This window comes from Bradyrhizobium sp. USDA 4369, assembly GCF_054056435.1.
The window spans coordinates 2,906,931-2,919,885 of record NZ_JBSRYH010000001.1; the positions used below are offsets into that span (position 1 = coordinate 2,906,931).

11 protein-coding genes are annotated in these 12,955 nt (G+C 65.1%); 8 read left to right on the top strand and 3 right to left on the bottom strand.

Annotated features, from left to right (window positions below):
• Positions 1-11 precede the first annotated feature (11 nt).
• The 3 genes from ACVIJ6_RS13155 to ACVIJ6_RS13165 all read right to left on the bottom strand — a co-directional run bounded on the left by ACVIJ6_RS13155 (position 12) and on the right by ACVIJ6_RS13165 (position 4,829).
• Positions 12-1,322 (bottom strand): hemolysin family protein, encoded by a 1,311-nt coding sequence (locus ACVIJ6_RS13155; RefSeq protein ID WP_456773072.1) that lies wholly within the window; start codon positions 1,320-1,322, stop codon positions 12-14.
• Positions 1,323-1,700: 378 nt separating this feature from the next.
• Positions 1,701-3,695: a carbohydrate porin gene (locus ACVIJ6_RS13160; protein ID WP_456773073.1), complete on the bottom strand. Its 1,995-nt coding sequence runs from the start codon at positions 3,693-3,695 to the stop codon at positions 1,701-1,703.
• Between the two features lie 306 nt (positions 3,696-4,001).
• Complete coding sequence (locus ACVIJ6_RS13165) at positions 4,002-4,829, bottom strand: creatininase family protein (protein WP_456773074.1); 828 nt, start codon at positions 4,827-4,829, stop codon at positions 4,002-4,004.
• Positions 4,830-4,951: 122 nt separating this feature from the next.
• Between ACVIJ6_RS13165 and ACVIJ6_RS13170 the strand changes: the two genes are divergently transcribed.
• The 8 genes from ACVIJ6_RS13170 to ACVIJ6_RS13205 all read left to right on the top strand — a co-directional run bounded on the left by ACVIJ6_RS13170 (position 4,952) and on the right by ACVIJ6_RS13205 (position 12,868).
• Positions 4,952-5,941, top strand: a complete 990-nt coding sequence (locus tag ACVIJ6_RS13170; protein ID WP_456776977.1) for an ABC transporter substrate-binding protein — start codon at positions 4,952-4,954, stop codon at positions 5,939-5,941.
• Positions 5,942-5,966: 25 nt separating this feature from the next.
• A complete protein-coding gene (locus tag ACVIJ6_RS13175) occupies positions 5,967-6,770 on the top strand; it encodes an ABC transporter ATP-binding protein (protein WP_456773075.1) in 804 nt (267 codons plus the stop codon).
• A gap of 41 nt (positions 6,771-6,811) precedes the next feature.
• Positions 6,812-7,582: an ABC transporter permease gene (locus ACVIJ6_RS13180; RefSeq protein WP_456776978.1), complete on the top strand. Its 771-nt coding sequence runs from the start codon at positions 6,812-6,814 to the stop codon at positions 7,580-7,582.
• Entirely contained in the window at positions 7,582-8,565 is a 984-nt protein-coding gene (locus ACVIJ6_RS13185; RefSeq protein WP_456773076.1) for a 2-hydroxyacid dehydrogenase, read from the top strand. Before ACVIJ6_RS13180 ends, ACVIJ6_RS13185 begins: the two co-directional genes overlap by 1 nt.
• Positions 8,566-8,657: 92 nt before the next feature.
• Positions 8,658-9,254 (top strand): AprI/Inh family metalloprotease inhibitor, encoded by a 597-nt coding sequence (locus ACVIJ6_RS13190; protein ID WP_012047222.1) that lies wholly within the window; start codon positions 8,658-8,660, stop codon positions 9,252-9,254.
• Positions 9,255-9,384: 130 nt separating this feature from the next.
• Complete coding sequence (locus tag ACVIJ6_RS13195) at positions 9,385-9,666, top strand: hypothetical protein (RefSeq protein ID WP_456773077.1); 282 nt, start codon at positions 9,385-9,387, stop codon at positions 9,664-9,666.
• Positions 9,608-11,038, top strand: a complete 1,431-nt coding sequence (locus ACVIJ6_RS13200) for a PAS-domain containing protein (protein ID WP_456773078.1) — start codon at positions 9,608-9,610, stop codon at positions 11,036-11,038. Before ACVIJ6_RS13195 ends, ACVIJ6_RS13200 begins: the two co-directional genes overlap by 59 nt.
• A 177-nt stretch (positions 11,039-11,215) precedes the next feature.
• Positions 11,216-12,868 (top strand): PAS-domain containing protein, encoded by a 1,653-nt coding sequence (locus ACVIJ6_RS13205; protein ID WP_456773079.1) that lies wholly within the window; start codon positions 11,216-11,218, stop codon positions 12,866-12,868.
• The last annotated feature ends 87 nt before the right edge of the window (positions 12,869-12,955 follow it).

The following is a 12,955-nucleotide window of genomic DNA, read 5'->3' on the forward strand; positions in this document are numbered from 1 at the left end:
TGCGAAACGCGCTACCCCACGTTCGGCTCGCCGCCGTCCGCTGCCAGCTTCGTGGCCAGGATCTTGTCGATGCGGCGGCCGTCGAGGTCGACGATCTCGAAGCGCCAGCCGTCCAGTTCGAAACTCTGGCCGACCTCCGGCACGCTGCCGAAGTGCTGCAGCACCAGGCCAGCGACGGTGTGATAGCCGCGATGCGGCGGCACCTCGATCGCGAGCAGATCGGCGAACTCGTCGAGCGGCATCCAGCCGGAGACCAGCAGCGAGCCGTCGTCGCGCCGGACACAGGCCGGCTCAGGGGGGCCTTCCTCGGACGAGAAGGCGCCGACGATGGATTCCAGAATGTCCGCCGCCGTCACGACCCCCTCGAACGCGCCGTACTCGTCATGCACGAGCCCCATATGCACGGGGGCGACTTTGAGGATCGCAATGACGTCGCGGGCATCGACCGTCGAGGGAATGATCGGCACCTCGCGCACCAGGCTGCGAAGATCCGGCGTCTCGTCACGCAGGTAGGCGGCCAGCAGGTCCTTGGCCTGCAGGACGCCGATCGGACGGTCGCGCTCGCCGTCGGACACGGGCAGGCGCGAATGCGGGCTCCGGGCGAGCAATTCGCGGATCGCCTTGGGATCATCGTTGAGATCGACGACATCGACCTCCGGGCGCGGCGTCATGATGGCGCCGACCGGGCGGTCGCCGAGCCGCATGACACCGGCGATCATCTCCTTCTCGCCGGGCTCGAGCACGCCGGCGGTCTCGGCCTCGCGCACCAGATGGTGAATCTCCGCTTCCGAGACTTTTTCCTCGGCCTCGCCAGACCGGCCGAGCAGCGCCAGGATCAGCTTGCCGGAGACATCCAGCAGCACCACCAGCGGCAGCGACACCTTTGCGAGCACCTGCATCGCGGGCGCGACGCGCACCGCAATCGCCTCGGGATCGCGCAGCGCCAGCTGCTTTGGCACCAGCTCGCCAACGATCAGGGTCGCATAGGTGATGATGGTGACGACCAGGCCGACGCCGACGATATCGGCGGCAGACGCGGACAGCCCGAGCTCCAGCAGCCATTGCGCCAGGCGCTGGCCGAGCGTCGCGCCGGAAAACGCGCCCGAGAGTACGCCGACCAGGGTGATGCCGATCTGGACGGTCGACAGAAAGCGGCCGGGATCGGACGCCAGCGCCAGCGCCCGCCGTGCGCCAGCGATGCCTTTTTCGGCCAGCATCGCCAGCCGGGCCGGCCGCGACGACACGATCGCGAGTTCAGACATCGACAACAGCCCGTTGACGACGATGAGGACGACGATGATGGCGAGTTCGGCTGAGAGCATTGCGACCTGATGTGGCGCCCGGGGGGCGGGAATGGAAGCAGGTCCTAGCATATGGGGATGGAAGGCGCCCATTGCTCGTGCGGTGGCCGCATGGCTGGATGCGGTCTTACGGGTGTGATTGGACGCGCGTCGGCCGCACCCCCACTGCTGTCGTCCCGGCCTAGAGCCAGGACCCAGAGCAGCCGGCGATGACGAGGCGCCACTGGCTCCACGGCGTCATTGCGAGCGCAGCGAAGCAATCCAGAGTCGTGGGCGGGACTCTGGATTGCTTCGTCGCTTCGCTCCTCGCAATGACGGTGCGTCGGGATATGGCTGCAACTCTACTTGTGAGAGGAGCGCTCATCGGCACTGTCCGCATGCGCGACGGAACGCCGCCCCTCAGAAATCCCCGTGCAGACGGCCCGAGAAGATCGACACCGGGCCACGGTCGGCATTGTAGGCGGGGTTGCTCACAAATTGGTAGTCGGCCGTGAAGGTCAGGTATTTGTTGATGGAATAGGCGTAGTACGCCTCGATAATGTTCTCGCGCCGATAGTTCAGGCCGCCATCGCCGATCAGCGGGCCGAGTCCGCCAGCGGTGAGGAAGGCGCGGTGGTCGCGGGACAGGCCGTTGGTTACCCCGGCGAGGCCGATCGTGTCGTCAGGACGGCCCCAGCGGTTGCCCTTGATCGAGGCGCCGAGCGACAGGCTGGAGTCGATGTCGGTGAATGCCATGATCTCGGTCTTGCCGTCGTTCCAGCTCCAGCGGCCGAACAGGCCGACATCGTCCGACAACGCCTGGTCGAAGCTGACGACATAGCCGAACTTGCTGCGGCCTCGCCGGGTCTGGCTGATGTCGAGATTGAGGGCGGGATTGTCCAGCGTCTCGCGGTAGCTGCCCGCGAACACGCTGTTGTACCAGCCGATGGCACGCAGATGTCCGGGCTGCGAGAACAGCTGATAGCGGGTCTCCAGCTCCACGACATATTCGCCGCGCCGGAAGACGTTCATGTCGAAGCTGTTCGAGTTCGATACGGCGTCCATCAGGAAATAGCCCGCGCGCAGCGCCCAGGTCTTCTGGTTCAGCTCCGCCGTCGCGCCATAGGTGAGCCCGAGCTTGTCGGCGGCATAGTCGAACGCACCGGGCGCCCACACCGACCAGTTCATGAAGTCCTTGCGCGCATCCTTGGCATAGGCGTTGCCGTCGAACACGTCGAGCACGGCGAACTTGCCGACCTGCAAAGTGAGACGCGAGACGTCCTGCTTGCCGGAGAGCTGCAGCTGGCTGCTGGCGAGCTGCTCCTGCTCACCGCCGAAGCCGAAGGTCTGGCGCAGGAACAGACGTGAGGTGTTGTAATGCGGATAGGGGAAGTCGGACTTCTGCGCCTCGCCATTGGAGAAGCCGCCCAGCCCGACCGTATTGTTGAGGCCGAAGCCCTGCAGCAGCTCGGGATTGTAATAGACCTCGCCGCCGTCCCACAGCCTTGCGTTCAAATAGAGGCTGTTGCTCCAGGTTTCCTGGAGCTGCCTGGCAGGCGTCAGGCTGTTCTGGCCGGTGTAACGGGCGCGGAATGCTGGATAACCCTGTGCAATGGCGGTGGACTGGCCGTGGATTTCCCAGCGATCGGATTCCGGGTCGGACGGATCTCTCTTGAGTTTGAGGTCGCTGTCGCCGGCAAAATCGAGCTTCCGGTTGAGGCCGACCCGCAAGGTCTGGAACTCCAGCGCGGAATTGTAGCTGGCGCCGTTGGAGAAGCGGACGCCGCCATCCTCGAACCGGTTGTACAGATATTCGAGCCGCCAGCTCCAATGCGGCGCGAAGCCGCGCTCGATGCCGGCACCGGCCGCCCAGCCGAGCCGGGTGGCCAACAGCTTCTCTGTCGCGCCCGTCGGATCGGTGTTGATGAAGCGGCCGCCGGTCCAGGCGAGGCCGCCGGTGGCATAGACCAGCCAGTCGCCGCTCACATAGCCGACACGACCGCGCGCTGTCGCGACATAGTCCCAGAGCTCGGAGACGTTTGAGCCGGGAATGCCCAGCCTCGCCACCGTGTGATTCGAGGTGAGATAGTTGGGAAAGCTGAAATCGCCTTCGAGCCCGAGCAGCAAACCGGAGCGGGTGACCCAATTGTACCCCGCCTGCACGCCGCCGGTGAGCCCACTGAACCGGCTGCCGGCGCCGACCGCGCCGCCCAGATCGCTCAGGCTGGCCTGGGCATGGTCGCGCGTATAGCCGGCATGGGCGCCAACATAGAGTCCAGTCCAGTCGAACGCGGTCTGCAGCATTTTCGCTTTGACCGGGAGATCTGCGGCCGCGACGGGCGCAGCCAGGGAGGCCGGTCCGGCGATCACCGCGCTGGCCAGGACCATCGCTTTGGTGCGGTTCGAGCGAATCATGGCGGCAGAGTCCCCAGGCGAAGCAGGATTCAGACGGTAGTCAGAACCCGATTGCCCGCGCACAGTCACGAGAAGAATGCGGAACCGCCTCTCTTCGTCCGCAACTTAGCGCAGGGCGCGGCGGATTGTGGACAGACTTTATTGCGAATAATTTGCAGTCGCAATGTTGTCCGTGTTCTGGCGCTTTTCTGCCGACCCATTGTGACGTCTGTGCAACAGAACCGCCCCGGGCCGCCGGATGGGTCCGTGACGGCACGGCCGCCAGCCGAGGCCTGTGAGTGCGGGGTTGAGCGGCTTGCCGGCAGATCAGCGGCTGGCCAGAGGGCCGCCGCCCAGCGTGGTCGCGTCGAATGCGTCGACGTCCTCCAGCAGCGCGCAGAACGCCCGCGCACCATGGTCGAGCACGCGGTCGCCCTTCTCCGCCGAAGCCCGGGTCGCATCGCCGACCGCGCCGCTTGGATGAAGATCCTGCGTCTGCCAAGCCATCGGCGCCGGGCGCTGGGTCGACAGCACGCGGTGGCGCTTCTCCATGTCCGGGCCTGACGAGGCGAAATCGGCCACGGCGTCGCCGCGCACCAGGTCCGGATGGCAGGCCAGCATGATCGAGGTTTCGACCGCGCCGCCATGGATGCCGTGGCGCAGCTCGTCGGCAGAAAACAGGCCGTCGGGGACGCCGAAGCGCGACCATGACGTCGTCACCACCAGCATGCGATGGACGGCGCGCAGATCCTGGGCGACCAGGGTCATCGCGGCGCTGTTGCCGCCATGGCTGGTGACGATCACGAGCTTGCGGAGGCCGGCGCGCGCGACGCTGTCGCCGATCGCCCGCCAGCTCTGCAGCGCGATCTCGGTCGGTACGGTCAGCGTGCCCGGATAATCGATATGCTCGGTCGAGATGCCGACCGGCTGCACCGGCAGGATCGTTACCGGCAGCGTTGCCGACAGCAACGTGCGGACGCGGGCGAGATAGGCGCTTGCAATGTAGACATCTGTGCCCAGGGGCAGATGCGGCCCATGTTGCTCGGTGGCGGCCAGCGGCAGCACCGCGATCCAGCGCGCCGCCTCGGGCGTTCCCGAGGTGGACGTTCCGAAAGCGGGCCAATGCAGCTCGGTCCAGTCGCGGGGCAGGGTCATCGCGCGGGCAGTTTCCTTCGTCCGTCGGGCAGGGTAGTTATCACGTGACCAATCTTAGCATGTTCAGCCTGAAAGAACCGGGGAGACCAGACATGGCGCAGGCGCTTCTGTCGCGAACGTTAATGGCGGCATGGCTGGTTGCGGGCGCGATGGTCGGGGCCGCTCAGGCCCAGACCCTCGACAAGGTCTCGTTCGGCACCAATTGGGTGGCCGAGGCCGAGCATGGCGGCTTCTTCCAGGCGGTCGCCGACGGCACCTACAAGCGCTACGGCCTCGACGTGACGATCGTGCCCGGCGGTCCCAACGAGAACAACCGGATGCTGCTGATTTCCGGCAAGATCGAGTTCTTCATGGCGGCGAACACGCTGATGGCGTTCGATGCCGTCGCCAACAACGTGCCGGTGGTGTCGATCGCGGCGATGTTCCAGAAGGACCCGCAGGTGTTCCTGACGCATCCGGAGTCCAAGATCACCAAGCTGGACGAGCTGAAGCCGCTGACCCTGTTCGTCTCCAAGGAAGGCATCTCCAGCTATTATCAATGGCTGAAGTCGGAATACGGTTTCTCCGAGAAGAACGTCCGGCCCTATACCTTCAATCCGCAGCCTTTCATCGCGACCGCGCAGAGCGCGATGCAGGGCTATGTCACGTCGGAGCCGTTCGCGGTCGAGCGCGCCGCAGGCTTCAAGCCGGGCGTGATCCTGCTCGCCGATTACGGCTTCAACACCTATTCGACCTTGATCGAGACGCGGCGCGACCTGATCGAGAGCAAGCCGGACCTGGTCCAGCGCTTCGTCGATGCCTCGATCATCGGCTGGTACAATTACATCTACGGCGACAACTCTGCCGGTAATGCGCTGATCAAGAAGATGAACCCGGAGATGACCGACGACCTGCTGGCCTATTCGGTGGCCAAGATGAAGCAGTACGGCATCGTCGATTCCGGCGACAGTGTAGAGAAGGGCATCGGCGCCATGACCGAGGAACGCATCACCAGCTTCTTCGACAAGATGGTGCGTGCGGGCGTGGTCAAGCCGACCGTCGATTATCGCAAATCCTACACCTTGCGCTTCGTCAACAAGGGCGTCGGCGTCGATCTCCGGCCGAAGAAGTAGGACGCGTGACCGGCGCTTTCAGCAGATGAGCTCGTCCCCTTCGCTCGAGCGTGCCGCCGATGTCGCGGTGCGCCTGCGCGGCGTGACCAAGATCTATGAGTCCGGCGTCGCTGCGCTCGGGCCGATTGATCTTTCGATCGGCAGGGGCGAGTTCGTCTCGCTGCTCGGCCCGTCCGGCTGCGGCAAGTCGACGGCGCTGCGGCTGATCGCGGGATTGGCCAGCCCGAGCAGCGGTACGCTCGACATTGCCGCGGCGTCCTCCGCACCCCGCCCCGGCCATCGCATCGGCTTTGTGTTCCAGGAGCCGACGCTGATGCCCTGGACCAGCGTGCGCGACAATGTCGGTCTGCCGCTGAAGCTTGCCCATGTGCCGGCGGCGGAGGCGCGAACGAGCATCGATGCGGCGCTGGCGCAGGTCGGCCTGTCCGACTTTGCCGATGCCTTTCCGCGCGAATTGTCCGGCGGCATGAAGATGCGGGCGTCGCTGGCGCGGGCGCTGGTGACGCGGCCGGACATCCTTTTGATGGACGAGCCGTTCGCGGCGCTCGACGAGATCACGCGTTTCCGCCTCAACAACGACCTGCTGGCGCTGTGGCGCAGGCTCAACATGACAGTGTTGTTCGTCACCCATTCGGTGTTCGAGTCGGTCTATCTGTCGCAGCGCGTGCTGGTGATGACGGCGCGGCCGGGCCGGCTCAGTGCCGAGATCAAGATCGACGCCGATGCGCCGCGGGATGATGCGTTCCGCGCATCCGCCGCTTATGCCGGCTATTGCCGCCGCGTCTCGGATGCCCTGGCGCCGGCCTATACCGGAGTGCATGCGCTGTGACCGGCCCCCGTGAGCGAGGCGCATTCGTCTCCGGTGCGCGGCTGGCGAGCTTGGCCGTTCCGGCTGTCGTCTTCGTCGCGGCGCTGACGGCGTGGGAGCTGGTCGTGCGCCTCAACGGGATCCAGCCTTATGTGCTGCCGGGACCCCTGTTGGTGTTGAAGACACTGGTCAGCGACTGGGACATACTGGCGCAGTCGCTGCTGACCACGCTGATCACGACGCTGGAAGGTTTCGTCGCCGCAGCCCTTGGCGGCATCGCGTTGGCGCTGCTCTTCAATCAGTCGCGCTGGCTGGAATGGGCGCTGTTTCCCTACGCCGTTGTGCTGCAGGTGACACCCGTGATCGCGATCGCGCCGCTGCTGCTGATCTATCTGCCGCAGCAGACGGCGGTGGTGACCTGCGCCTGGATCGTCGGCTTTTTTCCAGTGCTGTCCAACACCGCGCTCGGGCTCAACTCGGTCGACCGCAATCTCGCCGGCCTGTTCCAATTGTATGGCGCCTCGCGCTGGCAGACTTTGCTTTATCTGAAGCTGCCCGCCGCGCTGCCCTACATCCTCGGCGGCCTGCGCATCGCCGGCGGCCTGTCGCTGATCGGTGCCGTCGTCGCCGAGATTGCCGCGGGCAGCGCCGGCGCCGGCTCGGGCCTTGCCTATCGCATCGCGGAATCGGGGTACCGACTCAACATCCCCCGCATGTTCGCAGCATTGGTGCTGCTGTCGGTCGCCGGGATTGTCATCTATGGCTTGCTGGCGCTAGTTTCCCACCTCGTTTTGCGGCGCTGGCATGAGAGCGCGCTTGGAAAGGACAACTGATGGCGGCCACTTCGTCTGACAAGATCGATGTTCTGATCTATGGGCCGCTGCGGCCGATCCTGGAGAAAGGGTTCCCGGACAGCTTCAACGTGCACCATGCGACGACGCAGGCCGATCTCGAAGCGCTGCCGGCGGAGGTGAAGGGCCGGATCCGCGGCGTCGCCGTGACCTTCCACACCGTGAAGACCGATGCCGCCGTGATGGCCTCGCTGCCCAGGCTGGAGATCATCGCGAGCTTCGGCGTCGGCTACGATCACATCGCAGCTGCCCACGCCGGTCAGCACGGCATCGTCGTCACCAATACGCCGGACGTGCTGACCGAGGAGGTCGCCGACGTCGCGCTCGGCCTGCTGATCGCGACCTGCCGCGAGTTCATCAAGGCCGACCGCTTCGTGCGCTCGGGCGAATGGACGTCAAAGCCGTATCCGCTCAGTGTCGGCTCGCTGCGCGACCGCACCGTCGGCATGGTCGGCATGGGACGCATCGGCCAGGCAATCGCGCGCCGGCTCGAAGCCTCGCTGGTCCCGGTCGTCTATCATTCGCGCAATCCCGCCGCCGGCGTCGCCAACAAGCACTATCCCGATCTGCTGCAGATGGCGAAGGACGTCGACACGCTCGTCGTGATCGTACCCGGCGGCGCCAGCACCAACAAGATCGTCAATGCCGAGGTGCTGAAGGCGCTGGGACCGCGCGGCGTTGTCGTCAACGTCGCCCGTGGCTCGGTGATCGACGAGGCGGCGCTGGTCGATGCGCTGAAGTCCGGCGCCATCCTGGCCGCCGGCCTCGACGTGTTCGAGAAGGAGCCGGCGGTCCCCGACGAGCTCAAGGCGATGGATAATGTCGTGCTGCTGCCACACATCGGCTCGGCTGCCATCGTAACCCGCAACGCGATGGATCAGTTGGTGGTCGACAACCTGAAGGTCTGGTTCGCTGGCAAGCCACCGCTGACGCCCGTTCCGGAAACGCCGGTGAAAGGCCGCTGATGAACCGTGCTCTCTCATTGCTGATCGCGCTTATGTCGTCGGTGGGCGTCATCCCTGCCGTTGCGCAGGATGCGACCAGCCTGAAGAAGGCGATGATCGGGCAGTGGGAGCTCGCGACCACCGAGCGTAGCAAGACCTGCGTTCTGACCTTGAAGCCCGACGCAGCGCCGCGCGGGCAGAAGCTCGAGCTGGAGCCGGGCTGCGCCGCCGCGCTGCCCTTCACCAAGGACATCGCGGGCTGGACCGTGAAGGGGCTCGACATCGTCAGCCTGCAGTCCGCCAATGGCGAGGCGGTGATCGACTTCACCGAGGTCGAGTCCGGCATCTTCGAAGGCCTGCGCCAGGGCGAGGGTGTCTACATCCTGCAGAACCTGGCGGCGGCGCGATCGCTTGCCAAATCGATGGACCAGATGATCGGCGACTGGGCCATGGTGCGCGGCAATGGTGCCACGATCTGCAGCCTGGTGCTGACCAATAACGACGCCGGCAACGACAACTTTCAGGTGTTCGTGAAGCCGAAATGCGATTCCGCGATCGCGGCGTTTGCGCCGTCGCAGTGGCGGCTCGAGCACGGCCAGATGATGCTGATGTCGGATCGCGGCGAGACCTGGCGGTTCGAGGCCGACGACAATGCGCAATGGCGGCTGGTGCCGGACAGCGCCAATCCGCTCATCATGCTCAGGCAGTGAGGTCGACGCCCGGCGGGCGTTAACAATCGCGAAACCCGGGTTAACGATTCGTTGCGACTTGCTGCGCCGCTTGGAACGTGTCGTTTACAGATCTTGCGTCTGATGGTTGTCTCCGCGCTGGGAGCCAGCCATGCAAGCCGTGTTGCGCAGGTTCACCAATTCACTGCCGTCCTTCGACCTCAACGACAAGATTTCCGCCGCTGCGGCCGGCTTTGCCGTCCTTGTGATGCTGTCGACGCTGGGTGCGCTGTCCGCGCTCCGTGAGCAGCGCCTGTTCTACGACCGGCTCGAAGCCCTCGCCGCCGCATCGCGCAACATCGAGCGGGGCCAATGCGACGATCTACGCCGTCGTCATGGAGTCGCGCGGCATCTACATGTCGGCCGATCGCAGCGTGGCGCGGCGCTACGCTGATTCGTTGCTCGCGAAACTCCGACAGCTGACCAAGATCGTCGAGGAGTGGGAAACGCTGCTGCCTGCCGACGATGCCGCGACATTCGCGCCGTTCCGGCAGCGGATCGATCAATTCGTCGCCTTCCGCACCGAGATGGCGCGCCGTACCATCTCGGTCGGCTCATCCGCGGCGCGCGAGCTCGGCGACAATGACGAGAACCGCGCGGTGCGCACCGCGTTGAACGAGGACCTCGAAACATTGTCACAGCTCTACGCTGATCGCATCCGCGAACTCGGTGAGGCCGCCGACGCGCGCGGTATGGTGGCGTTCTATCTGGGTGGACTTGGCCTCCTCATCATCGTGCTGATTGCGGCTGCAGCACTGGCGCTGCGCTGGGGCGTCCTGATGCCGCTCCTGGACATCGCCCGCGTGACCGATCGTATTGCTGCGGGGCGGATCAAGCTGAAAATTCCGCATGCGCGGCGCCATGACGAGATCGGTCATGTTGCCCATGCCGTCGAGACGTATCAAGACAATGTATTCCGGCTGCAGGAACTTGAGGAGCATGAGATCGAGATCGAGCGGCAGCACGCTGTTATCCTGCGCCAGCACGAGCGGCTGGAGCAGGGCGCGCTCAGCAGCCAGCAGCGCCTGGATGCCGCCGTCGCCAACATGGCCCAGGGGCTGATCATGCTGGACAGCTTCTGTTATGTGCTGATGGTCAACGACCAGTATCGTGCGCTGTATGGCCTGCCTGCCTCGATCGCGCGTCCCGGCATGCATATGCGCGACATCCTTGCGCATCGCGCGCGGCAGGGGCTCCTGCGCGAAAAGCCGGCCGATTTTCTCGCCTCATTGCGCGAGCGCATCAGAGAGGGCAAGCCGGCGATCTCCGAGTTCGAGCTCGGTGACGGTCGCATCATCCGGGTCTGCGAGCGTCCGATGGATGGCGGCGGCTGGATCGCCACGCATGAGGACTTCACCACGCAGCGGCGCAATGAACGGATTCTGGCGCGCGCCGAATATTTCCTCGCTGCGCTGTTGGAAAACATCCCGCAGGCGGTCGTGGCGAAGGATGCACAATCGCTGCGCTATGTCTTCGTGAACCACGCGGCGGAAAAGCTGTTCGGTCTGCCGCGTGCGCAGATCATCGGCCGCGCCGCCCGCGAGCTGTTCCCCGAGCCCACAGGCGAGCTGCTGGAGAGCTTCGATCGCGCTCATCTCGATGAGGTCGGCGACGAGACGCCGAAGGCGCATAGCATCGACACGCCCGGCAATGGCAAGCGCGACGTGGTGGTCCGCCGGCTTCCGGTGGCGGTCGGAGAGGGACAGCCGAAATATCTCCTCAGCATCGTCGAGGATCATACGCAGGATCAGCGCGCCGCGGCATAATGCTGTTTGGTGCGGTGCGCCGCAGCGGACCAGTTCGACCGTTGTGCTGGTGCCAAGGGTGCGGCGCCTGCAGCGGGTTGGTTTCCGGTTAATCGCGAGCCGTGCCAGCACGAGGTCCGTCGCAATCTCCCTTTACGTGTGTCTGCTGCGATGAGCTCCCGAGCCAAGGAGCCGGCCATGATGAAGACATGGCAGAATTTGCAGCGTCGCTTGATGGCGTCGAGCGTGAAGGACCGCATCTCCGGCGTGGCCGCGATGTTTGCCGTTCTGATCGCACTGCTGATGTCCGGCGCGCTCTATTCGTTCCAAGAGCAGCGCGTGCTGACCCTGCTGCTCGGCAATGCGAACAGCTCGAACCGGCAGATCGAGCGCACCAATGCACTCATCTACGCGGTCGTGATGGAGTCCCGCGGCATCTATATGTCGGCCGACCGCACCGCCGCGCGCCGCTATGCGGAAGCCCTGATGCAGAAGTGCAGCGAGCTCGTCAAGGCAGTCGACGATTGGCAGCAACTGGTCCGGAGCGAAGATGCCGAGATGTTCGCCCAATTCAAGCGCCGGATCGATCAGTTCGTCGCTTTCCGCCAAGAAATGGCGCGCCGGACCCTGACGATCGGATCGACCGCCGCACGCGAGCTCGGCGACAATGACGAGAACCGCGCCGTACGCACCGCGCTTAATGAGGATCTCGAGCAATTGTCGCGGGTCTATGAGCAGCGGTCTCGGGAGATCGCGGCCATGGTGAGCCGGAGCCGCTGGCTTTCGCTGACGCTGTTCGGCTTCGGCGCGGTGCTGATGGGCTTCACCGGTGTGGCGGCGTTCCTGCTGCATCGCACAGTCGTTAACCCCTTGCTGGAGATCGCGCGGACCACGGGACGGATCGCCGGAGGCCGGATCAAGCTGGTCATTCCCCATGCGAAGCGCGACGATGAGATCGGTCAGGTGGCGCGCGCCGTTCAGGCCTATCAGGACGCCGCATCGCGCGTCAGCGAGCTGGAGCAGCACGGCCTCGACGTCGGGCGGGAGCAGGCCGAGTTCGTCCAGCAGCGCGAGCAACTCGAGGAGCGCGCCTTGACCGGCAAGTGGCGCCTGGAAGCCGCGCTCAAGAACATGGCGCAGGGCTTGATCATGATCGACAGGAACGGAACCGTGCTCGTCGTCAACGAGCAATACCGCAACATCTATGGCGTCCCCGCGTCGATTGCCAAGCCGGGCGCGACGATGCGCGATATCCTCAGCCATCGGGTCAAGAGCGGCGTCTTCACCGGCGACGTCGAGCAGTATCTGGCTGATCTGATGTCGCGGATCCAGGCACGCAGGCCCTGCATTACCGAAGTCGAATTGGCCGACGATCACGTCATCCGCATCTCCGAGCGTCCGATGGATGGCGGTGGCTGGGTGGCGACGCATGAGGATTTCACGGTGCATCGGCGCAACGAGCGCATGCTGGCGCGGGCGGAATATTTTCTGGCCGCGCTGCTGGAGAACATCCCGCAGGCGGTCGTGGCGAAGGACGCGCAATCGCTGCGCTACGTATTCGCCAATCGCGCCACCGAAGCGCTGTTCGGCCTGCCGCGCTCGGCGATCATCGGCCGCGCCGCGCGCGAGCTGTTTCCGGAACCGACCGGTACTCTGCTGGAGAGCTCCGATCGCGACCAACTCGTGGGAGATGCCGATCAGGGACCTCAGGCGCACAGCATCGAGACGCCGGGCAATGGCAAGCGCGACATCGTGGTGCGCCGGTTGACGGTCTCGATCGGCGAGAACCAGCCCAAGTTCCTGCTCAGCATCATCGAGGACCGCACTCCAGCTCATCGCGCCGCGGCGTGAGCGGGAACCAGTTGACCGCGGGATTATGCTGCCTTGACTGCGCCTTGATCTGCATCAAGAACGGCCCCGGCCGGGCTGACTAGCGTG

Coding starts and splice junctions, on each gene's coding strand:
- ACVIJ6_RS13155 (WP_456773072.1), bottom strand. CDS start 1,322: ATGCTCTCAGCCGAACTCGCCATCATCGTCGTCCTCATCGTCGTCAAC.
- ACVIJ6_RS13160 (WP_456773073.1), bottom strand. CDS start 3,695: ATGATTCGCTCGAACCGCACCAAAGCGATGGTCCTGGCCAGCGCGGTG.
- ACVIJ6_RS13165 (WP_456773074.1), bottom strand. CDS start 4,829: ATGACCCTGCCCCGCGACTGGACCGAGCTGCATTGGCCCGCTTTCGGA.
- ACVIJ6_RS13170 (WP_456776977.1), top strand. CDS start 4,952: ATGGCGGCATGGCTGGTTGCGGGCGCGATGGTCGGGGCCGCTCAGGCC.
- ACVIJ6_RS13175 (WP_456773075.1), top strand. CDS start 5,967: ATGAGCTCGTCCCCTTCGCTCGAGCGTGCCGCCGATGTCGCGGTGCGC.
- ACVIJ6_RS13185 (WP_456773076.1), top strand. CDS start 7,582: ATGGCGGCCACTTCGTCTGACAAGATCGATGTTCTGATCTATGGGCCG.
- ACVIJ6_RS13190 (WP_012047222.1), top strand. CDS start 8,658: ATGATCGGGCAGTGGGAGCTCGCGACCACCGAGCGTAGCAAGACCTGC.
- ACVIJ6_RS13195 (WP_456773077.1), top strand. CDS start 9,385: ATGCAAGCCGTGTTGCGCAGGTTCACCAATTCACTGCCGTCCTTCGAC.
- ACVIJ6_RS13200 (WP_456773078.1), top strand. CDS start 9,608: ATGGAGTCGCGCGGCATCTACATGTCGGCCGATCGCAGCGTGGCGCGG.
- ACVIJ6_RS13205 (WP_456773079.1), top strand. CDS start 11,216: ATGATGAAGACATGGCAGAATTTGCAGCGTCGCTTGATGGCGTCGAGC.